Here is a 20,926-nt window from a genome sequence, read left to right on the forward strand (position 1 = left end):
GTTTTCAGAAATCAAATCGGAGTCCTATATAATACCAACTTTAACTAGCGATTAGGGATTGAGGATTAGCAACAGCTTACTAGATAATCAACGGCTCAAGTTCCCGATTATGCCATTGCCGCTGATACCATTCGGCAATCAAAGGACGGATAATAAACTTAGGCTGTCCATCGCCTTTAACGTCAATGCGTAAACCTGAATAAGGTCGTCGCTTCTGAGAACCTTGACCACTGCGACCAATGAAGAGATGCGATCGCGCCACTAATCTATTTTCTTCCATCAAATCTGCTCCCTCAATTCGCTGGCGGCGCAAACTAAAGCCACTACCGCCACAAACAATCCAGTGGATATGAGAATCAGCGTGTCCTGTATCCATTGTCTCAATGTGTTCCAAGCAGTGTGCGTGACCGTTTAATACTAAATCTACCAAGGGACGCCCCTGAGTTAGAGAACCGATTTCTTTGGCTACCGCATCCAACACACCACGTAAGCGATCGCGAACGATCAGAGTTTGTGCTTGTTGCCACTTTGTCGCCTCAGTTACATAAGGTGGATGATGGAAATAAATCACCCTTCCCCGAACTTCACTATTATTCCAAGATGCAATTAATCTTTGTTTAAGCCAGTCTAATTGTTCGATATCAGTTAGCGTTGTTTTATTAGTAGCTAATTGTTTATCGATATCAACAATCAGTTCTTCAATTTGTGACATCTTGGCGTGGAAGTCATCTAATTGGTCGGCTTCGCTGGGATTTTCGGGACGAAGTTTTGATGAATTTTCAATGATTTCCAACTTTTCTTGCTCGAAATCTTCACGGCGTTTTTCTAAGAGTTTGCGATTAGCGTCACCTTCTTTGGTTTTAGGTAGCGGTGGTGGATCGTTAAATGTATTAGAATCCAAGGCAAAAAAATCAATCCCGCTATAGCGAAAAGTGTAGTAGCGATTGGGAAGACGGGTAAATTGCCCAGGCTGATATGAAAGACAACGACCTGTATCTGTCTTGGCTGTGTAGTATTTATCTAAGTGGCTGGCTAACTCTCCCGGAAGCTGAAACGCCTTCAGATAGTCCAGAAATGCCCTTGCGTAAGCGTCACCGGTTCCTGAGCCATGCAGTCCCACATCTAAGTCTAAGCGCGATCGCAACAGGTGACGAATGGGTAATGTTGTTAAGGATGCCAAGCTCAATAGAATCGGCAAGTTATAGTAATCGTGATTTCCCGGTACAGGTAAAATGGGCAGCTTAAAAATCATCCGATCGTAAGCAACCTGTTTGGAATGCTCTGTACCCACAAGAAACTCTTGGTAAGGCTGGATGAAGTTCTGTTGATAGTATTCACTCGATCCCACTAAATACATCACATCCCCGGTATGCAGCATAAAACGGGATTCGTTGTGATGAGGCAGCATGAGTTCAGCCACCTGTCGCTGGGGATTGTGTCCCCGATGCTTGCCGGAACCACTATCACCTACAACTAAAAATGAGAATTCAGAATTATTGTCTGTTTGACCATCCTCCAACACCAGCCGAGTTTGGTCGATGTTTCGTTCCACAATTAACGGATCTTGCCACCGTACCCGCTGATTCATTTTACGAATTTTGTTAGCGATCGCTGGATCGGATACAAGTTTCAATGCAATCTACTCCTGAATTTTTTACATAGAGATGAGGGAACCAGGAAGAAGCAAGGGAGCAGGGAGAAGAGGAAATTGGGAAAAAAGGAGAAAGAGGAGATTTTTCTTCATCCCCCTTGCACCCCGCCCCTCTGCCTCTTTTCAATGCCCAATTCCCTCATTCTTCTGCTGTGTCTTTCATCTCAATAGTCAGATTAGGGAGTCCTTCTAGTTTTTCTGTAGGTTCAACTTCTTCTACTAATGGCACAAAAATTCTTAAGCCTGCTGGTACACACTTAATTTCTACTGGTGTTGTGCCCACTATTTCACCATCTAACACAACCTTTTGTGGTGGTTCAGTCGTAATTTTAAATTGTTTGGCTCGCAGGAAACCAATATCATTCCGTTCTGTGGCGTTACCTGTAGAAGCCGTTTGAAATAGATGAAATGTTGCAGCGATCGCTCCTGCTTTATTGGCTGGAGCTACAATCGTTAAATCTAATAACCCATCATCATAAATCAGACCTGCTGGCCCTTGAGCCAAAACTGAGGTGGCAGGCGCGGCATTTGCGACTGTTACCGCACAGGCACTAGTTTTAACTATCTTGTCTTCAGTTTCAATTTCAACATCAAAATTATGTAAATTTCTCAATTGCTGGATTCCTGCCAAGATATAGGCCATTATCCCAAAGCGATTCTTGGCATCGCGGTCTGCCAATTCTACAGTTTCAGCCTCAAAGCCAATACCTGCTAAGAGTACCATTGGCCGATCGTTACAATAGGCTACGTCGACATGGCGGGTTCCTCCCTCCAAAATTGTCTCACACGCACCTGCGATCGTGTCAGGGATACCTAAAGCTGTGGCAAAAGCGTTTGCTGTGCCGCGAGAAATGATCCCAAATGGAATATCAGTACCCACTACAGCCGCCGCCGCCGCTGAAAGAGTACCATCTCCCCCCGAAGCAATGATTGCATCTACCCCTCGTTCTACTGCTTGATATGCCAGTTGGTCAGCGTCGATTTCTTCAGTTGTGAAATAAATATCTAGGTCAATATCTGGCTCTAATATTGCCCGAATTTCTGCCAGTTCTATATCTGGGTCGCCCTGACCCGCAACAGGATTGAAGATGAGACAGGCGGAACGATTCATAAGGTATTACAAGCTTGGATCATTAATGAAGATACCAAATTATTCTTAGCATTCCTGTAAATTTTCAGCTTCCCTTTTGAGGTGGAGTTTTCTGGATATATTGGCCTTCAGGGTGATGTGCGATCGCATCATGCACCAAGAAAAATGAGAACCTTTAACTTGCCACTGCACGCCTTTGGCATTTCCGCAATGCAACCTACACACCCTGGATATCTACAAACTTCTCTCCGGGGATTAACTGAACGATATTGCAATATAAACTAACTACTTAAAATAAATTGTAACTTTGTTGAAAAATAAGCTATTTACTAAAATCGAAGTTAACCAAGAATCTTATATGTATGCAACAAAATTAGATTAAATTTAATTAATAAACTTTAACATATATTAGCTGAACTACTTGATGTTGTAAAATAAACAGTGGATTTTGTCGATTAACAAATTCAATCATAAATTGCCCATATTTGGTAGCGAAGACCAAAACAATTGGACACAATCAGCATTTTCATTGCTCTAAATTAATATTACGGATGGGTCTAATTGACAAACCACTCATTTTGGTATTATTGCTTTTTCTTCTTCGGTATCACTCTTGCCCGATACTTTCTAATTGCTGGGGGGGCATACTTGCTCTTTTATTTAATTCTAGGAAAGTCGCTTGCCAGCAGGAGTTTGCATTTGAAGCCGTTGATGAGTTGTTCTATTAAAAAAGATATCGAATTATCAGTACTCTCCGCAGTAGTTTTTGCTATTTGTGGAGCGTTTATGATCTCAGAGTATAGTTTGGGAGCAACACTGTTATATAGTGACTTATACAAGTACGGACTGTGGTATTTAGTAGTTAGCTTTATTGCAGTACTCGTTCTTCAGGATACTTACTTTTATTTCATCCATCGGGTATTTCACCATCCTCGAATTTTCAAATGGATGCATTATGGACACCACCGTTCAGGAGAGCCAACCCCTTGGAGTTCTTCTGCATTCGACTTCCCAGAGGCGGTTGTACAAGGACTTTTCTTTGTAGGTGTAAGTTTCATAGTTCCACTACATTTTATCACCTTAGTTGCTGCACTGATAGCTATGACAGCATGGGCAGTATTTACCCATCTTGGATTTGAGGTATTTCCCTCTTCATCTAAGAGTTACTGGATTGGAAAATGGCTGATTGGTTCTAGGCATCATTCAATACATCATCGTAAATATAAAGTGCATTATGGTTTGTATTTTACGTTCTGGGACAAACTGCTGGGTACTGAAGACCCTAATTATCAAAATGAAACCCACACAATGGAGTTTTGATTTCTTAATAAATCGAAGTTTACCACGCCATTCATAACCTGCATAGGTGGGTTTTATGTTAAGGGCTACTGGCAACAATTTTGGGTTTTGAGACGCGATAAATCGCCGTCTCTATAAGTTTTTTGTTGCTCATTCTGATTTCTGCAACTTTTAATCGCTGGGGATTATCATTGCTATTCATCTTGATTTTTAGTTTTTTGATGAGCAAACCGAATTCCTACAAAAATATCATAAATAAACTCTAAAAAGTCTTTTTTTTGTAGTAAGCCTGAAGTTTGATAACAGCCTTTTTCATCTAGCAGAGGTTTCATCAAATAGTATGTAGACTGATATTTGTACCAGGGAATACAAGTCCATAAGTGATGGATCAAATGATAGTTTTGTCCTAAAATCAGGATATTAAGAATTGGGTTAGGGTAGACGCGGGCATTTTTCCAGCGATCGCGTTCAACAAAAGGACGATGGGGCAAATAATCAAAAAATAAACCTAGTATTAATCCCACTATCCCAGAAGGTACAACCCAAAAATTGAGAACGTACATTAAAAAATGATATTGAATTGAGATATAAACAATTGCAACAACAATCAAGCGGCTAATAAACCATTCCCATAGCTCATATTTGCGCCACAATCGCCGTTGAAAGAAAAACACCTCATGGGACAAAAATCGAAATGCAATTAGCCACAACGGACCACCTGTAGAAACAAAATGATCTGGGTCATCTTTCGGATGGTTGACATGAGCGTGATGCTGCAAATGTACTCGCGTAAACACGGGGAAAACAAATCCAAGCATCAGGGCGCTACCATGCCCTAGAATGGCATTAATTACTCGATTGCGGTGAGCAGATTGGTGACAAGCATCATGAATTACTGTCCCAGAACAATGCAAGGCAATCGTGTTAAAACTAAAGCACAACCAGTCTGGCCATTGCCAAAGCCAGTAACCACAATTAGATAACACCAACACTGTCACAGATGCCAAGAACAGTAGTAGCGTCGGATTAAAATCACCAGGAGGCGCTAACAATTCCTTTGGTGGAGCTTTCAGCAGCTTATGTGCTTCTGAAGTTACCGTTCTAATTTCTGTATCTACTACGTCTTTAAAAATGACTTCCAAGTTATTGCCATTTAGCTTTTTATAGTCATCAACGGCTGGGTCGATGATGATTAGGCTTTTGTCCGGGATGTCAAAAAAATTAGGATCTAAAGAGGTCATAATTTTCCTGGTCGTGATTCGTTGATAAAATGGGCTTTAAATCCCAAACTCAGCCAGCACAGAATATATATATTTCTTGCCCCGATTAGAGAGATAAAAAGATTGAAAATTTAGCCAATACTCTTCTATATCTAGATTAGATATGGCTTGTAGGAAATAGCAGATAGAGAAAATTTTAAATTCCTTTCTACTTACTTGTGATCCTAGCAACAACGGTATACATATTTTGCTTTGATCTCGACATTTATCGATTTGCCAAGGCAATGCTTTTCCGATGTGCTGAGATTATGCTGTATTATTGCTTTTGTGAAAAATAATTTTCAACAATATAAAGAATACAGTTATTTGAATGATAAACGCAAGAGTTTTGTCGTAATCTGAGGTATGTGAAAGTATTTTAAACATAGATATCATACTTCTAACAAAATGTATATTTTATTTGCTTAAAGAAACATTTTATCCTTTTTTCTAGGAAATTTATAAGTATATATACTAGCGATCGCTTTCCCCCCCTTTAGATTCTCTAAAACTCCACAGGTTTTATACTCTTGGGGATATTTTTACCTCTAGCTGCGGCTTCTAGCCATTCAAGATGTATATTTGCAAAATTTGGATGCTCCCAAATTAAGATTCTTGACTTATTAACTAATTCATGTAGTTTGGTGGGATAAAGTCAAGATGAAGACTTACGCGGTATACAAATCAACATTAAGTACGAAATAATCTATGCGTTATCTATCAATCTTGCTAGTAAATATACTAGCTTTTAGCAGCTTATATACTCCTAGTGTTACAACAGCAAACACAACATTGAATTTACCAAACATGCAGTTAGCTCAAAAGCTAAACTGCAATAATGCTCAAACTCAAGCAGTAATTAATGAATGTGCGAAGTTATCTTATCAGAATGCAGATAAAAAACTGAATCAAGTTTATCAACAATTGGTATCTACATTAGAAAGGTCTAGAAAACAAAAATTGATTACTGCACAGCAAGCATGGATTAAGTTTCGAGATAATAATTGTGAATTTGAGACAAGTAAATATGAGGGCGGAAGTATTTCCCCCACAATTTATTTTGGTTGTCTAGAAAATATCACAAAACTGCGTACCCAACAATTACGAGAATATCTCAAACCCGACGCTTAAGCGTGAAGTAAGGGTGCATAGCTATGCAGCGAGAGGGACTGACAAATAAAAAAATATTCAATTAACTCTTGTGGGGTGGGCGACACGAGAGGCATATAAACTGGGCGGGCAAGATGCCATAGGTGTCAACTTAACGTGAAAGCAAGTCTAGAACTAGCTTTTAGATTCCCTCGTTCCCAGTCTCCGACTGGGAATGCAAGTCTATGAGGCTCCGCCTCTCTTTACTGGCGGCAGAGCCACCTTTGAGTTGCATTTCCAGCCTCCGGCTGGAAACGAGGTTTTAAAGGAGTTTGAGCTTAAGTTGACACCTATAGCAAGATGCCCACCCCACAATATTGAATGAATTCCTATATAGCTGCTTCCCGTTACGAGCAGGACTATAATTGGTCGAGTTGCTTGAGACGGTAGCCTATACCGTGAACTGTTTCAATAAAATCTTCAAAAGCTCCGGCTGCTTTGAGCTTTTGACGCAGGCTTCTCAGATGAACCTTCACAGCATGTTCTTCTGGAGGAGAATCTAATGACCAAATATGTTCAATAATCACGCTGCGACTCAGGACACGACGACCATTTCGCAGCAGTAACTCTAAGATTCCGTACTCTTTTGGGGTTAAATGTAGCATATTTTTTCCATAGCTCACTTCATAAGTGCTGGGGTTGAGGTGCAGATTGCCCCATTTCAAAATCGGCGGCGATGAAACATTACCCCGACGAAGCAAGGCGCGAATTCGGGCAAATAGTTCTTGTAAATCCACGGGTTTAACGACATAATCATCGGCTCCGGCATCAAGCCCGGTAATTTTATCGCTAACGGTGTCACGAGCAGTGAGCATAAGAACAGGCATACTATAGCTGTGCGATCGCAACCGATGACATAAACTAATTCCATCGAGTTCTGGCAACATTACATCCAGCAGCAGCAAATCATAATCCAGCATTTTGGCTTGATTCCATCCTGCCTCGCCATCTGTCACCACATCAACCGTATAACGCTGATCTGTCAGGGCTTCTGCTAAAGTTTCGGCAAGGCGTAAATCATCTTCAACTAAAAGAATTCGCATAATTTTTTAAAGATACTTGGTTATATTTCAAACAATCGGCAAATTCTCATTGAGAAAATATTGCAAAAAGTAACAATTTCTCGATTTGGTTGCTTCTTTCCGATTTCTTTACTATTTCCTGAGTAATTTCCTTACTTTTGAGATGTAACTTTATATTTTATATGGGTTTCTAATAACCTTCTTCAGATGTTTCAAACAAATGGACTTTGAACTAAGTTCACCTTTAGGTATCAGCCTGTTTAAAGAGACTCACTCAAATTTTAGAAAAGGCAGAATCAGCAATTAAGCATTTTTCTGTTAACCTGGAACGCCTCTAAATTAGACAAAAATTTATTTATCCAAGAAGTTTATTGATTGAATAATCTATATAAACTTTGCATTTTTATCAAGTTACTTGAAGCAAAATAATGTTGCCGCCACAAGCGCATAAGAAGCTCCAATGTTGGATAAGAAGCCGCCATTTAATCTGCTCCGGCCATTTTTTTATATTTGAGACTATAGACTATTCTTGCGTTGAGAGATTTAACGAGTGTATAGCCGCTCTAGGAGGTACATTAATTTCCGTTGAGCCAGTTGACAAAATTTGGATGGGCGAACATCGACAGGTTTTTCTTTATCGTGTTAAAGCCAGTTTATTTACACCTTGTCATCAGTTAAGACAATACTGGTTTAAGTATGGCAGCTTTTACACTAGATTTGATAAAAGTTGTTAATTGAAAAGGAATTCTGAATTCTTCTTCAATCTGTATTTCTCACTCTGCTTTCATCTTTAACCAGCTAAATAACTGTTCTACTGTCAACTCTAAATCAACCCCATCTATAACGGTCAATCTATCTTCTTTATGACAAAATTCTGGTTGTTGATGTGGTTTAAACACGAGAACTGAGCGGTCATCAGGATCAATCAACCATCCAAGCTGACAACCATATTTTAGGCAGTGTAAGATATTGCTTGTAACTCGATTAGAACTCTGATCGGGAGAAAGAATTTCAATTGTCCAGTTTGGAGCAATTAGCACATCATCTACAGGTTCTCCGTTCTCGTCAAACTCAATTTGTTGCCAACGAATAACCGCTACATCTGGAACAATTGACCGACTACCAAAAGTACAACGCAACTCTGGAAAAGCATAAGCAATTTGCCTTTTCTCTGTGACTTCATTAATCCCATGAATCAATTTAGCTTGAAGGCGGGAGTGGCGCGTTTTCGGCATTGGTTTCTGGATAATTTCACCATCAATATAAATACTTGCAGGCTTGGTTTCTGGTAACTGGAGAAACTCATCTAGGGTTAGAGATGCAGGCTTTGTAACACTCATAACTTCTGCTACTCCAAAACTCTTACATTCAGTTTATCAGCGATCGCCTCTTTGATTTTTGAAAAAACTCAGTATATTTTATTCCTTCTTGCCAAATTACAAAGACACGATAAATCGCCGTCTCTACAATAATCAGACGCAATTCGTCGCGTCTCTTACCTTAACTGAACAGTATTGCGAGTGATTCAGGAATCAAAGACGCTCGATAGCGCAGCGTTAGCGACGCAGGAACGTCTGACTCGCTACCGCTTCGCTATCGAATTGCTATATATGATAATGCGGTTAACTGCCTCACTTTCCTGATCCAGATGAATCACTACACTCCCAATTCCCAATTCGTCTAATCTGTCACTCGTATGCTCATGCCCGATTTTAGTATTATCAATTTCAACCCTATCGGTATTGGCTTTAGCATTATTACCTTGGGAGTAATTTACTATTTTCTCAATCTAGAAGTAACTAGGCGACAACGGGTAGAAGCCATCCTGCGGCAACAAACTGAGCGGGAGCGACTAGTAAGCCAGATTGCTCACCATATCCGTAAGTCTTTGGAGTTAGAGGAGGTTCTTACTACCACTGTTGCAGAAGTACGTGAGTTTCTCCAAGCGGATAGGGTGTTAATTTATCGCCTCTGGGAAAATGGTACAGGTAGCGCAATAACTGAAACAGTTCTACCTGAATATACAAAAATTTTGGGAGAAACCTTTCCGCCCGAAGTGTTTCCTAAAGAGTATCATCAAGCGTATTCAATGGGAAAAACCCGGGCGATCGCTAATGTCGATCAAGCTGATGTCGAACCTTGTCTAGCAGAGTTTGTAAAACAGTTTGGTGTCAAAGCTAAGTTGGTAGTGCCAATTTTACAAGAGAATCGGCAAGGGGATAAACAACAAGATAGCAAAACACCAGCTTCTACCCCTTATCTTTGGGGTTTATTGATTGCTCATCAGTGCGATCGCACCCGCGTATGGGAATCTTGGGAAATTGAGTTAATGAAGCAACTTGCTACCCAAGTAGCGATCGCCATCCAACAATCGGAACTTTACAAACAGCTACAAACACTCAACGCCGAACTAGAACACCGCGTTCAACTGCGGACTCAAGAGTTAGCTACAGCTAATGTCTCTCTCCGAGCCGAAATTGCTGAACGTCAGCGCACCCAAGCCGCGTTGCAAGCTTTGATTACTGCCTCTCCTCGCGCCATCTTCACACTTGATTTAGCAGGCAACGTCAAAATCTGGAATCCTGCTGCTGAAAAGATGTTTGGTTGGACAGAGGCAGAGGTAATCGATCATCCTAATCCCATTTTTTTAGATGACCAATTAGAAGAATACAACACTCTTCAAGAAAGTATATTACAAGGAACAACTTATACCAGAGTGGAATTACATCTTTCTAAAAAAGATGGCACTGCGATCGATATAGTTTTTTCCGCCGCTCCATTGCATGATAGCGACGATAGTATCAACGGTATGGTAGCAGTGATTGCTGATATTACACACCAAAAGAAGCAAGAAGAACAGGTGCGGCTATTGCAATCTGTAGTTGTAAATACTAATGATGGTGTAGTTATTACTGAAGCACAACCAATTGGCAAACCTGGGCCGCATATTATTTATGTTAATGAAGCATTCACCAGAATCACAGGTTACAGCCCGGAAGAAGTTTTGGGTAAAACACCTCGTATTCTTCAAGGAGCGAAAACAAGTCGAGTTGAACTCGATAAAGTCTGGAATGCTCTATCTCATTGGGAATCAGTCACAGTTCAGGTAATTAACTACCGTAAAGATGGTTCAGAATTTTGGAATGAATTCAGCATCGTTCCCGTAGCCGATCAAACTGGCTGTTACACCCACTGGATAGCAGTACAACGTGACATTACCGGACGCAAAAGGCTAGATGAAATTCGGATGGCACTAGAGCGAGAGAGAGAACTTAGCGTTCTTAAAACACGCTTTTTTTCAATGGCATCTCATGAGTTTCGTACTCCTCTAAGTACTGCCTTAGCAGCAGCCCAATTGCTAGAGAATTGTCAAGATGAATGGGATAACTCTTCTAAGCGACTGAGGAACTTGCAGCGGATTCAACTTTCCGTCAAAAATATGGTTCAAATGTTAGACGATATTTTGACTATCAATCGAGCCGAAACCGGAAAACTAGAATTTAATCCCAAACTCATAAATTTAGAAGAATTCTGCGCTTATTTTGTCGAAGAAATGCGCCTCAGTACAGATGAGAGGCACACATTGAGTTTTGCTTGCCAAGGAAAAGCTGTTAATGCTTGGGTGGATGAAAGGTTATTGCATTCCATTCTGTCTAATTTGCTGCTGAATGCGATTAAATATTCTCCTGAAGGAGGAAATGTTAATCTGAGGCTGGTGTTTAAATCAGATACGGTGATTCTCCAAGTTCAAGATCAAGGTATTGGGATTCCCCTAGCAGATCAAAAGCAGCTATTTCAGCCGTTTCATCGTGGCAAAAATGTCAGAAGCATTCCCGGCACAGGATTAGGCTTGGTAGTAGTGAAAAAGTGTGTAGACTTACACAAAGGTTATATTAACATCGCCACAGAAGTAGGAATTGGTACAACTTGTGCGGTAATACTGCCATTAGAAGGTAAATAAATCTTAAGTAAAGTTTTGGGTAAAAGCATAGCGTTTTTAATGCAAGGAGAGCATTGGCATTGTTAGCCGACGCATTGGCATTGTCACCCGACGCATTAGTATTGTTAGTCAGCGCATTGGCATTGTTAGTCAGCGCATTGGCATTGTCAACCGACGCATTGGCATTGTTAGGTGACGCATTGGCATTGTCACCCGACGCATTGGCATTAGATTTCTTGCATAAATACAACGTGAGTTCGACAGACCTCTCCCTGCCTTGAACTAAAGTTCAAGTCTGTCCCTCTCCGACTCGGAGAGGGACAGGTTTTGCGTAGTAAAACTAGGGAGAGGTCTTTTGGGTGGACATGATATTACCAGTCGAACTCACGTTAAATCAAAAATAAAGAACCCCAGCCCGCACTTGCTCACGCAAACGCTCTCCTCCCCTTACCAACTACGGTGTATACACAAGTCTGAAATAGCTTGGAATTTCGGTTTGAACTCTGGTTTTACCCCACCCTAACCCTCCCCTTATAAAGGGGAGGGAACAAGATTTTCCGGTTTCCCCCCTTTACAAGGGGGGATTAAGGGGGGTAATTCGACTTGTGTGTACACCGTAGCTTTACCAAGGAGTGGGGTGTGGATTTTTGCAAGAGGTCTATTATCACCCGACGCATTAGCATTGCAAGATTTTGCCAAATTTAATTTGCTTGCTTGAAATTACTCAAACCAGCTTTTAGTAAAGAATTGTAATCCAAAATCCCAAATCCAAAACCCAAAACTTCCATGAGTCCCTGACTACGGTAGTCTAGATGAGAGTGAATTTATCGCCTCGTTTGATATATTGTTTTATGACCTCAGTTGTTTCTAGTCCCCCACGCACTATTCGGATTGGTTCACGTAAAAGCCAACTTGCTCTGGTTCAGACCTACTGGGTACAAGAGCAACTCCAGAAAAGCTATCCTGATATCACTTTTGAAGTCCACACCATGTCTACCCAAGGCGATAAAATCTTGGATGTAGCATTAGCGAAGATTGGCGATAAAGGACTTTTTACTAAAGAACTTGAACTCGGAATGATCAATCAGGAGATTGACTTTGCGGTTCATTCCCTCAAGGATTTGCCGACTAATTTACCAGAAGGGTTGATACTGGCAGCAATTACTGAACGGGAAAATCCCGCAGACGCATTAGTAGTGCATGAAAAGCACAAAGATAAACAAATCGATACATTGCCCGAAGGTGCGGTAATTGGAACATCTTCGCTGCGGCGGTTAGCACAGTTACGCCACCATTTCCCGCACTTTACATTTAAGGATGTCCGGGGAAATTTGATTACACGGTTGGCAAAATTAGATGCAGGCGAATATGATGCGCTGATTTTGGCAGCAGCAGGATTAGAAAGATTGGGAATGAGCGATCGCATTCATCAAGTTCTCCCCAAAGAAATCTCGCTCCACGCCGTTGGACAAGGTGCTTTAGGGATAGAATGCCGGGCTGATGATAGTGAATTGCTATCTCTGCTCAAAGCGATCGAACATCCCCAAACACGCGATCGCTGTCTGGCTGAACGCTCTTTTTTACGCTCTTTAGAGGGCGGATGTCAAGTACCTATTGGTGTAAATACAGAAATATCTGGTGATAATTTGACCTTAACAGGAATAGTCGCCAGTATAGACGGTCAAAAGTTCGTCAAAGATGCTGTCACTGGTCAAGCTAACAATGCTGAAGCACTAGGTATAGAACTAGCAGAACAGTTGCGGCAACAGGGAGCGCAAGAAATTTTATCAGAAATTTTTGCGGTGATTCAGCGCGGTTCCTGAGCAATTGGTGAAGCCGGTGTGATTAGATAAGAATTGATCGCCGTTGCACAAAATATGTGCCAGACGCGACAAATTCCGTTGGTCGGGATTCAGAAAGTTAATTTGACAATATAGACTCAGAGAAGCAAAAATTACCATGCGGATTCTATTTGTTGCAGCAGAGGCAGCACCCATTGCCAAAGTAGGAGGAATGGGTGATGTTGTCGGGGCATTACCTAAATTTCTGAGAGAAATGGGGCATGATGTACGGATATTCTTGCCTTACTATGGCTTCCTGCCAGACAAAATGGAAATTCCCAACGAACCCATCTGGCGGGGATCTGCCATGTTCCAGGAATTTGCTGTTTATGAAAGCATTCTGCCTGGTACTGATGTTCCCTTGTACTTATTTGGACATCCTGCCTTCCTACCGCGCCACATTTATTCTGGAGATGGTGAAGACTGGCGGTTCACCTTGTTTGCCAACGGTGCAGCCGAGTTTGCCTGGAATTACTGGAAACCAGAAATTATCCACTGTCACGATTGGCATACGGGTATGATTCCTGTATGGATGCACCAAGATCCTGATATCACTACAGTTTTTACCATTCATAATTTGGCTTATCAAGGGCCGTGGCGTTGGTATTTAGAGAAAATTACTTGGTGTCCTTGGTATATGCAGGGACACAACGTAATGGCAGCGGCGGTGCAATTTGCCAATAAGGTAAATACAGTTTCGCCCACTTATGCCGAGCAAATTAAGACACCTACTTACGGTGAAACATTAGAAGGTTTGCTATCCTTTATTAGCGGTAAATTATCTGGGATTATCAACGGCATTGATACCGAAATTTATAATCCAGAAAATGACAAATATATTGTCCAAACCTTTACTGCTGATACTTTAGATAAACGCAAAGCCAATAAAATTGCTTTGCAACAAGAACTAGGATTAGAAGTCAACTCCAAAGCCTTTTTAATTGGGATTGTTACTCGATTAGTGGAACAAAAAGGCATTGATTTGATATTACAAATTCTCGATCGCTTCTTATCTTACACAGATGCCCAATTTGTGCTGTTGGGGACAGGCGATCGCTATTATGAAACTCAGATGTGGCAATTGGCATCCCGCTTTCCCGGACGTATGGCAACTTACTTGCTGTATAACGATGCCCTGTCCCGCCGGATCTACGCTGGTACTGATGCCTTCTTAATGCCCAGTCGTTTTGAACCATGCGGTATTAGCCAAATGATGGCTTTGCGCTACGGTTCTGTACCCATTGTCCGCCGTACAGGTGGATTAGTTGACACCGTAACCCATTATGACCCTGAAAATGTCGCAGGTACGGGTTATTGCTTTGATCGCTATGAACCGCTAGACCTTTTCACCTGTATGATTCGGGCTTGGGAAGGCTTCCGTTTCAAACCGCAATGGCAAGAACTACAAAAACGCGGCATGAGTCAAGATTTTAGTTGGTATCAATCTGCCAAGCAGTACGTGAAATTGTACAGGTCAATTTACGGTTTGCCAGAAGAAGAGGAAACCCCACAACCAGAGTTAGTGTTAAACGAGGTAGTCACTAGCACCAGTAGTAAGTAAAAGGGCGGTTAGAAACCACGTCTACACAGACAAAACCCACCTCCGTGGGTTTCAAGCCCTCAATCTTTCCTTAGTCCGCGGAGGCGGCCTACCCTGCGGGAACGCCAAAGGCGAATGTTTGTGTAGCCGTGACTTCCAGTCGCCAGGGCATGAAATTGACACTATTGATTACTTGTTGCTTTGACCCTAATTAACCAATCACGATCGCGATCGCAAATTTCTCGACCAGATGAGTCTCCTAAGCGGTCTAGTGCTAATAAACAAGCGTATTTCAAATCCCAAATCGGCGTATTCAGGCAAATTTTGAGTTCAGGAATTGCTCGTGAATCACCCAATTCAGCAAGAGCGATCGCACTTGCAGCACGAGATTTCTGAAATTGGGGTTCGCGGTTGTGCAGGTTTTCCACCAACAAATCGTAGGCGGGAGCATATTTCAGCCAGCCGAAAAGTTTCATGACATGATAATGAGCGCCATAGTCGTTATATGCTTTGTCCCCATAAGTTACTAAAAGTGCTGCTGGTGCTTCTTGCGGGTAGACATCCAATAAGGTTTTTGTCGCTAAATAACACCGTCCAAAATCGGTTTCATAGAGTTCATTAATCACAAAATCTAGGACAGGGGTAGCATCATACTCATGTACTAAATCAAGGTGATTGGGATGATCGTAGAGTACTTGTTCTAAGTAAGGTTGAATTTCTGTAAAGGTAATTTCACCACTAGGAACCCCTGCATCCAAAAGCATCCGCAATCCTCGCAACCGGAACACCAGAGATACAGGACAACGGGCGATTTCTGGGATGGCTTTGTAGTAGCGGGAATCAATCAAGTCTTGAATGCAACCGCGCCGGGCATTGACACTGGAACTTTGCAGCAGCGCCATCACCTCAGTGATTTGGGAATAATCACCCGTGAATCGGCAAACTGTAGCGATCGCCGCACTACGGGTAGGTTCATCCTCAACTTGGGTAAATTTCCGTACACGCTCTAGGGAAGGCTGATAGTCAGCGTTCGCTAAAGTGTGAATAATCACTCGATAGATTTGACCTGGCTTATCCAGCAGTTGCGCCACTTCTTCGAGAATTTCTGGATCTTTCGTGCCGATTTCCCCGAGCGCCCACACGGTATTCTCAACAGTATAAATATCATCATCTTTAAGGCACTGCCGAATGACAGGTAAAGCTGATTCTGCTTGCAATCGCCCCAAACTTTCCACAGCTTTGCGTCGGACAATGCGGTGGTCTAACTCATCAGGGTTACTGGTTTCAATCGCCCGTACCAAAGCTGCGATCGATTGCTCAGTGGGAAAGTTAATTAAATGGGAAACAGCAATATACTTATCAGAAGCATCTTCGAGTTGTTCTAATGGTGTATCAATAATTGCGATCGCTTCTTCTTCTGTTAGCCCAAACATTTTAAAAAAACGTTTATCCATTGATCTGTAAATTGCTCTTGGATAATTTTAGAGATCACTTTTACCATCGTACTAGGGACTGGGTACTGGGGATTGGGATCTATTTGGGGATTGATTGAAGCATCAAAAGTGTCTACGTAGCTATTTGAGGATGATAGGAAAAAATATGAGTGATTATTTAGATGACTATGAATTTAATAACCTCGATTTTTATAGAAAAAATCATGGTTTACAGCTTTATTACAACTGGTCTGGGGAAATTTGGTGGCAAGAAACACCAGAAAAATCAAAAGAAAAATTGTTCTCTATTATTGGGATGAATGCTACCAAAGTATTTCTCAAACCCGATCCTGAGTACGGCGAAGTCGGATATCGCATTAATAGAGAGTTGGGTTTATTTTGTGACCCAGATACTCAAGAGATTTTGCACTTTTGGAAGTCACCAACAGCGAGTCAACCAGTACCAGTAGTACACATTGCTAACCGCATTGTCCAAGGCTTAGTCAAACCAAAGAAATTTGTTATACCCAAAGGCAGCGGATATATTACCTCTGTCATGGAAATTCCTTTAGAATACCCGCATCCTTTAGCAGGAGATAGCAAATATTCAGACTATTGTCCTGGAGAAAAGTTTAGGGGAGTTGAATACTTTATCTCAAATACTTGCCGACCCGATGCAACTGATGTCCCTCCAGCTAAGTGGGCGAGAGACTGTCCTTGGTTGCCCTGGATGAAGTTAGGATATGCTCATCCAGCGAAATTAAGATTTGAAACCACAATATTTAGAGTAGATTCTTTTGAACAGCTTCATCCTAGTTTGGTCAAGCTGGTGAGGGATAAAGTACCAATTTATGAATTCACGCCGACGGAAAGTGATGAGCCGAATGTGACAAGCATTCAATACTTTAAGAAAAACTTTGAATCCTACTTACAGGGAGATATTTTTCCACTTGAGGAAACCTATTGAGCGGTTTTTGCTTGGCAACTTTTGAAAATTTACATCAAAAAGCTTTACCACTGGTAACTCTATCTGAGAAGATCGGAATATATGCTTTTGTCAACTATTAGTTAGTTGCCTCTTGCCAATTGTTCAATTTTATGTAGCAGCGAAGTACTGGTCTTTGGCGAGTAACCAAATATAAACACTTTTGGAACGCTAGACCACACATCATTCATATAAACACACATTTAGGAAACAAAAGTTATGGATGAAACCTCAGAATTGACAACAACCAATAACGTCACCGCCCAAGATGTAGCAGAAGTGATTGCAGAACTTGAGCAATATCGGGAACGTCTAGTTCAAGAAACTACGGAAACAGCAAAACGGGCTAAGTTAATGAAAGTAAGCGTCATGGCAAAACTGGAGCCTGAGCTTGCCAAGATTGATTCTGCTCTCCAGGAACTCCGCGATCAACAAGTTGCCCTGAGTGTCAGCAACTAGTCATTCAATAATTTAACTAGAAGTTATATGCTCAACTCCGAAACTCAATCCGGGGCAGATTCGTTAAATCTGTCCCATGTAGAAACTGATGCTTTATTTGCAGTCGTGAGTGAGCAATTAAGCTTAAACACCTTCAACTCAGATGACCAAGAGCTACTAAAGCGAATGGTTGAGAGTATGGGAGACTCACGGGGCATGGTTAGGCTGAGTTTTGCAGAGGCTTTGGGTAAAATCGGTAAACCAGCCACCCCCTTATTAATGGAAGCTGTGGCAAATCATCCAAACCCAGTTGTGCGGAGAGCCAGCGCCAAAACCCTGACACTGATTGCTGACCCGATCGCAGTTCCCACTTTGGTCAACGCCTTGTTAAATGATGAAGATACCGTAGTCAAAACCTCGGCGGTGGGAGGGCTTGCCAAAATCGGTGAGGCTGCTGTGCCAGCATTGCTGAAAATTTTAGCGTCAACCGAGTATCCAGAAAGTGCTAAAGGACATGCGGTATGGGCGTTGGGGTTTATTGGGGCAGATGCCAAAGAGTATTTATATCAAGAGATTAACTCAGACTCAGATGAAGTTCGAGCGGCGGTAGTGGGTGCGATCGCTAAAATTGCTCAAGAAAGCAACGAAGAAGGAGCATTTAATATTTTAGTTAACGCCCTCACCGATCCATCTGAAATTGTGCGATGTGAAGCAGCAGCAGCTTTGGGTAGTCTCACCTATCAACCAGCAATTCCTCACCTCGTTGAGTTACTGCATCATACCGATTGGGAAACTCGAAAAGCAGCAGCTTTAGCATTGATGAAGATTGGCGATCGCACTTCCTTAGAACCCCTGCAAGCCGCATTAACCAACGAAGGGGAAGCAGCAGTTCAGGCAGTTATCAAGTTGGCGATTTCTCAAATTGAGAGACAATTGGAGGAGGATGCTTGGGAATAGGGTGATGGACATTTACAACTTGACCGAACAAGGCAAAAGTAAAAAGTAAAAAGGCAAAAGAAAGAAAAAGAAAAATGAAAGCATATCCCCTAAATTTATTGATGGGGATTATCTTTTTACTTCTTAAATCTTCCTCTCATTTTGAGAGTGCCATTGATAAAGTAGTTGTATTTAAGAGCGATCGCTAGCCTCTTTTATATTTAATCACCTGATCTAATCGGGGTAAAGCACTCACTGCTGACTCTCTAACATAGGGATCAACAGATTCATCATTTGTCAACGCCGTCAGCACTTCCACCCCTCGGATATCACCCATTGAACCGAGTGCATTGACGATCGCTACAGCTACCGCCACATTATCTATTGTTTTCAGAGCTTCAGTCAAAATTTCAAAGGCAGGAGAACCAATTTCACCAAGCGCCATCACTGATGCAATATAAACAACGGGATTTTGGTCATTGAGCGCTGTCTTCAATCCCTGTAAGCCCTCAGCCGGAAAAGGAACATCGGGATGGTTAGCAGCAACCTGTGCCAGAGCCTTAGCACAGCTACCCCGAATGGTCGCATTATCGCTATTTATTAATGACTCTACTAGTAGTGGTACAGCGTCCGTACCAATAGCGCCCAGTGCCTTTACAGCCGCTCGACGGTAGGTGATATCTTCCTGATCTAAAATACCCATCAGCCGAGGAATGGTATTTTCATCACGGACATCAGCCAGTTCCCACATGGCTCGTTCCCGTAGATTGGGATTGGGGTGTTTTAACTGTTCAAATAAAGAATCTATTGTCATAAAATCAAATTTTCCTGTCTAAATCCCCCAAGTTCAATCATGAATTACGAATTAGTAACAACTGAGGGACTCTTGGTCAGTCACTCAACCAGATACAGGCAAAGCAACAGACTGAGAGTCCCTAAGTTTTAGAGTATGACGATCGCTCGTCTATTCAACCCTTGTTACTATGACAGGGAGTTGATTACATAGTCGAGGAGAGCGCGGAACTCACCCAAAGCTTGAGGAGACAAGTCACGAGGAGAGCAAGCGCGATCGCGAGTGTAAGTCAAAGCGGTTACGTAAGGAGCGGTTGGCAGACCCAAAGAGCGATAAACTTCACGAGCGCCTGCAATACCCCATTCATCCAGAGGACCAGTACCGCCCACAACTAAGCTGTAGTTGATCAAGCGTAGATAGTGCTTGATGTCGCGTAGGCACTTGTCTTTCTTGACTTGGGTAGCGCCAGCTTCACCTTCTTGGGTTAAGTAAGGATATTTCTTGAAGGCAGCATCATAAGCTTCCTTAGCTACGTTATCGATACCAGCAGCTAGCTTTTCAGCAGCTTCTAGACGAGCGCTAGCACGTTGAATGCTACCTTGAACTGATTCTAAATCAGAGGTAGTTGGGAAACGACCTGCTGCATCAGCAGCTCCAATAACCGTAGTGATAACTGATTTCATTGCTTTTTTTACTCCAGATTAGATTTGATCGAGTTGTGATTTCAGTTGGCTTGACTAATAGGCTTTAGCCGTTAGCGATTAGCAATTAGCTCAGAGCAGAAATAACGCGATCGAAGTAGCTAGCAGCTTCAGCAGCTAGAGCAGAGCAGTCGCCTTGAGGAGTGTCCAGTTTGCGGAACTTCTTACCAGCGTTAGCTTCAGTGTTGGTGTTGGTGATGTGAGCGACGCTGATCGCCTTCAGAATTTGAACAGCACGTATAGAAGAAGAGGCAGGTACGCCCAAAGCTGTGTAGGTTTCTTTCAAACCATTCAAAGCGCGATCGTCTAATACAGAAGAATCACCAGCCAATAGTGCATAAGTTACGTAGCGCAGAATGATTTCAGCATCACGTAAACAAGCAGCAGTCCGACGAGTGGGGTACAAGTTACCACCAGCTTGAAGCAAGCCAGTGTTTTCACAAGCAATTCCAGCGATCGCATCCGAAACCGCACAGCTAGCATTGCTGGCGATCGCATTTACAGCATCAAGGCGCTTGTTGCCTTCAGCAATGAAAGACTTTAGGGCTGCTAAGTCAGCACCACCGATAGGAGCGGTTTTGGCATCAGCCGTAATTACAGCTCTGGAAAAAGCATCAAGAACCATGAGTTCTCCTTAATATTCACAAATGGCGGATATTATTTTTGGCTTATTCTCGATCAGGTTAACTGTGAGTAGCCAAACAAAAACATAGGGGATCAACAGTACCCTAGTCTTTACTATGAGAGACAAAGTAATAATCTGTAATATTTAATTTGGGGATTAGGGATTAGGGACTGGGGGGGAAAGTTACAGCAAGCGTTTCCCCCTCTCTACCTCTTATTTCCAAT

The 20,926-nt window shown here is 42.1% G+C and carries 18 protein-coding genes; 8 read left to right on the plus strand and 10 right to left on the minus strand.

Annotation, left to right across the window (positions count from 1 at the left end; all coding sequences use genetic code 11):
• Positions 1–79: 79 nt before the first annotated feature.
• Positions 80–1,633 carry a metallophosphoesterase family protein gene (locus V7L07_RS07575; protein ID WP_335056483.1) on the minus strand — a complete coding sequence of 518 codons (1,554 nt, stop codon included), beginning with the start codon at positions 1,631–1,633 and terminating at the stop codon, positions 80–82.
• 157 nt (positions 1,634–1,790) lie between these two features.
• The gene (locus tag V7L07_RS07580; protein WP_335056485.1) at positions 1,791–2,762 is read right to left on the minus strand and encodes a YegS/Rv2252/BmrU family lipid kinase; all 972 of its coding nucleotides are present in this window, start codon (positions 2,760–2,762) and stop codon (positions 1,791–1,793) included.
• A 765-nt stretch (positions 2,763–3,527) separates the two neighbouring features.
• Between V7L07_RS07580 and V7L07_RS07585 the strand changes: the two genes are divergently transcribed.
• The gene (locus V7L07_RS07585; protein ID WP_335056487.1) at positions 3,528–4,061 is read left to right on the plus strand and encodes a sterol desaturase family protein; all 534 of its coding nucleotides are present in this window, start codon (positions 3,528–3,530) and stop codon (positions 4,059–4,061) included.
• Between the two features lie 58 nt (positions 4,062–4,119).
• On the opposite strand, the gene V7L07_RS07590 is transcribed toward V7L07_RS07585, so the two are convergent.
• Together V7L07_RS07590 and crtR are read right to left on the minus strand one after the other, a co-directional pair.
• The gene (locus V7L07_RS07590; protein WP_335056489.1) at positions 4,120–4,242 is read right to left on the minus strand and encodes a hypothetical protein; all 123 of its coding nucleotides are present in this window, start codon (positions 4,240–4,242) and stop codon (positions 4,120–4,122) included.
• Positions 4,235–5,281: a beta-carotene hydroxylase gene (gene crtR / locus V7L07_RS07595; RefSeq protein ID WP_335056491.1), complete on the minus strand. Its 1,047-nt coding sequence runs from the start codon at positions 5,279–5,281 to the stop codon at positions 4,235–4,237. The genes V7L07_RS07590 and crtR overlap by 8 nt, the downstream gene beginning before the upstream one ends.
• 726 nt (positions 5,282–6,007) lie before the next feature.
• Here crtR and V7L07_RS07600 point away from each other — a divergent pair.
• A complete protein-coding gene (locus V7L07_RS07600) occupies positions 6,008–6,430 on the plus strand; it encodes a lysozyme inhibitor LprI family protein (protein WP_335056493.1) in 423 nt (140 codons plus the stop codon).
• A gap of 377 nt (positions 6,431–6,807) precedes the next feature.
• Here the strand turns inward: V7L07_RS07600 and V7L07_RS07605 are convergent, their stop codons facing one another.
• On the minus strand, positions 6,808–7,491 hold the full coding sequence (locus tag V7L07_RS07605) for a response regulator transcription factor (protein ID WP_335056495.1): 684 nt from the start codon (positions 7,489–7,491) through the stop codon (positions 6,808–6,810).
• 752 nt (positions 7,492–8,243) lie between these two features.
• Positions 8,244–8,810, minus strand: coding sequence for a Uma2 family endonuclease (locus V7L07_RS07610; RefSeq protein ID WP_335056497.1), 567 nt, complete (start codon positions 8,808–8,810; stop codon positions 8,244–8,246).
• Between the two features lie 362 nt (positions 8,811–9,172).
• On the opposite strand from V7L07_RS07610, the gene V7L07_RS07615 reads away from it, so the two are divergent.
• The 3 genes from V7L07_RS07615 to glgA all read left to right on the plus strand — a co-directional run bounded on the left by V7L07_RS07615 (position 9,173) and on the right by glgA (position 14,812).
• Positions 9,173–11,431, plus strand: coding sequence for a sensor histidine kinase (locus tag V7L07_RS07615; RefSeq protein ID WP_335056499.1), 2,259 nt, complete (start codon positions 9,173–9,175; stop codon positions 11,429–11,431).
• A gap of 830 nt (positions 11,432–12,261) precedes the next feature.
• Positions 12,262–13,233 carry a hydroxymethylbilane synthase gene (gene hemC / locus V7L07_RS07620; RefSeq protein WP_335056501.1) on the plus strand — a complete coding sequence of 324 codons (972 nt, stop codon included), beginning with the start codon at positions 12,262–12,264 and terminating at the stop codon, positions 13,231–13,233.
• Positions 13,234–13,369: 136 nt separating this feature from the next.
• Positions 13,370–14,812: a glycogen synthase GlgA gene (gene glgA / locus V7L07_RS07625; protein WP_335056503.1), complete on the plus strand. Its 1,443-nt coding sequence runs from the start codon at positions 13,370–13,372 to the stop codon at positions 14,810–14,812.
• A 161-nt stretch (positions 14,813–14,973) separates the two neighbouring features.
• Here glgA and V7L07_RS07630 read toward each other — a convergent pair whose 3' ends face one another.
• Positions 14,974–16,245, minus strand: coding sequence for a HEAT repeat domain-containing protein (locus V7L07_RS07630; protein ID WP_335056505.1), 1,272 nt, complete (start codon positions 16,243–16,245; stop codon positions 14,974–14,976).
• Between the two features lie 145 nt (positions 16,246–16,390).
• Between V7L07_RS07630 and V7L07_RS07635 the strand changes: the two genes are divergently transcribed.
• The 3 genes from V7L07_RS07635 to V7L07_RS07645 all read left to right on the plus strand — a co-directional run bounded on the left by V7L07_RS07635 (position 16,391) and on the right by V7L07_RS07645 (position 18,604).
• Positions 16,391–17,191 carry a DUF1838 family protein gene (locus tag V7L07_RS07635; protein WP_335056507.1) on the plus strand — a complete coding sequence of 267 codons (801 nt, stop codon included), beginning with the start codon at positions 16,391–16,393 and terminating at the stop codon, positions 17,189–17,191.
• 237 nt (positions 17,192–17,428) lie between these two features.
• Positions 17,429–17,668, plus strand: coding sequence for a hypothetical protein (locus V7L07_RS07640; protein WP_335056509.1), 240 nt, complete (start codon positions 17,429–17,431; stop codon positions 17,666–17,668).
• 27 nt (positions 17,669–17,695) lie between these two features.
• Entirely contained in the window at positions 17,696–18,604 is a 909-nt protein-coding gene (locus tag V7L07_RS07645; protein ID WP_335056511.1) for a HEAT repeat domain-containing protein, read from the plus strand.
• A gap of 184 nt (positions 18,605–18,788) precedes the next feature.
• On the opposite strand, the gene V7L07_RS07650 is transcribed toward V7L07_RS07645, so the two are convergent.
• From V7L07_RS07650 to V7L07_RS07660, 3 genes are all read right to left on the minus strand, one after another.
• On the minus strand, positions 18,789–19,397 hold the full coding sequence (locus V7L07_RS07650; RefSeq protein ID WP_335056513.1) for a HEAT repeat domain-containing protein: 609 nt from the start codon (positions 19,395–19,397) through the stop codon (positions 18,789–18,791).
• 167 nt (positions 19,398–19,564) lie between these two features.
• Complete coding sequence (locus V7L07_RS07655; RefSeq protein WP_179068458.1) at positions 19,565–20,059, minus strand: bleomycin hydrolase; 495 nt, start codon at positions 20,057–20,059, stop codon at positions 19,565–19,567.
• Between the two features lie 85 nt (positions 20,060–20,144).
• Positions 20,145–20,702: a bleomycin hydrolase gene (locus V7L07_RS07660; protein WP_179068457.1), complete on the minus strand. Its 558-nt coding sequence runs from the start codon at positions 20,700–20,702 to the stop codon at positions 20,145–20,147.
• Between the last annotated feature and the right edge of the window lie 224 nt (positions 20,703–20,926).

This window comes from Nostoc sp., from assembly GCF_036916985.1.
Classification (GTDB): Bacteria; Cyanobacteriota; Cyanobacteriia; order Cyanobacteriales; family Nostocaceae; genus Nostoc.

Coding starts and splice junctions, on each gene's coding strand:
- V7L07_RS07590 (WP_335056489.1), bottom strand. CDS start 4,242: ATGAATAGCAATGATAATCCCCAGCGATTAAAAGTTGCAGAAATCAGA.
- V7L07_RS07585 (WP_335056487.1), top strand. CDS start 3,528: ATGATCTCAGAGTATAGTTTGGGAGCAACACTGTTATATAGTGACTTA.
- V7L07_RS07655 (WP_179068458.1), bottom strand. CDS start 20,059: ATGAAATCAGTTATCACTACGGTTATTGGAGCTGCTGATGCAGCAGGT.
- V7L07_RS07610 (WP_335056497.1), bottom strand. CDS start 8,810: ATGAGTGTTACAAAGCCTGCATCTCTAACCCTAGATGAGTTTCTCCAG.
- V7L07_RS07640 (WP_335056509.1), top strand. CDS start 17,429: ATGGATGAAACCTCAGAATTGACAACAACCAATAACGTCACCGCCCAA.
- V7L07_RS07615 (WP_335056499.1), top strand. CDS start 9,173: ATGCCCGATTTTAGTATTATCAATTTCAACCCTATCGGTATTGGCTTT.
- V7L07_RS07650 (WP_335056513.1), bottom strand. CDS start 19,397: ATGACAATAGATTCTTTATTTGAACAGTTAAAACACCCCAATCCCAAT.
- V7L07_RS07600 (WP_335056493.1), top strand. CDS start 6,008: ATGCGTTATCTATCAATCTTGCTAGTAAATATACTAGCTTTTAGCAGC.
- V7L07_RS07630 (WP_335056505.1), bottom strand. CDS start 16,245: ATGGATAAACGTTTTTTTAAAATGTTTGGGCTAACAGAAGAAGAAGCG.
- crtR (WP_335056491.1), bottom strand. CDS start 5,281: ATGACCTCTTTAGATCCTAATTTTTTTGACATCCCGGACAAAAGCCTA.
- V7L07_RS07635 (WP_335056507.1), top strand. CDS start 16,391: ATGAGTGATTATTTAGATGACTATGAATTTAATAACCTCGATTTTTAT.
- V7L07_RS07580 (WP_335056485.1), bottom strand. CDS start 2,762: ATGAATCGTTCCGCCTGTCTCATCTTCAATCCTGTTGCGGGTCAGGGC.
- V7L07_RS07605 (WP_335056495.1), bottom strand. CDS start 7,491: ATGCGAATTCTTTTAGTTGAAGATGATTTACGCCTTGCCGAAACTTTA.
- hemC (WP_335056501.1), top strand. CDS start 12,262: ATGACCTCAGTTGTTTCTAGTCCCCCACGCACTATTCGGATTGGTTCA.
- glgA (WP_335056503.1), top strand. CDS start 13,370: ATGCGGATTCTATTTGTTGCAGCAGAGGCAGCACCCATTGCCAAAGTA.
- V7L07_RS07660 (WP_179068457.1), bottom strand. CDS start 20,702: ATGGTTCTTGATGCTTTTTCCAGAGCTGTAATTACGGCTGATGCCAAA.
- V7L07_RS07645 (WP_335056511.1), top strand. CDS start 17,696: ATGCTCAACTCCGAAACTCAATCCGGGGCAGATTCGTTAAATCTGTCC.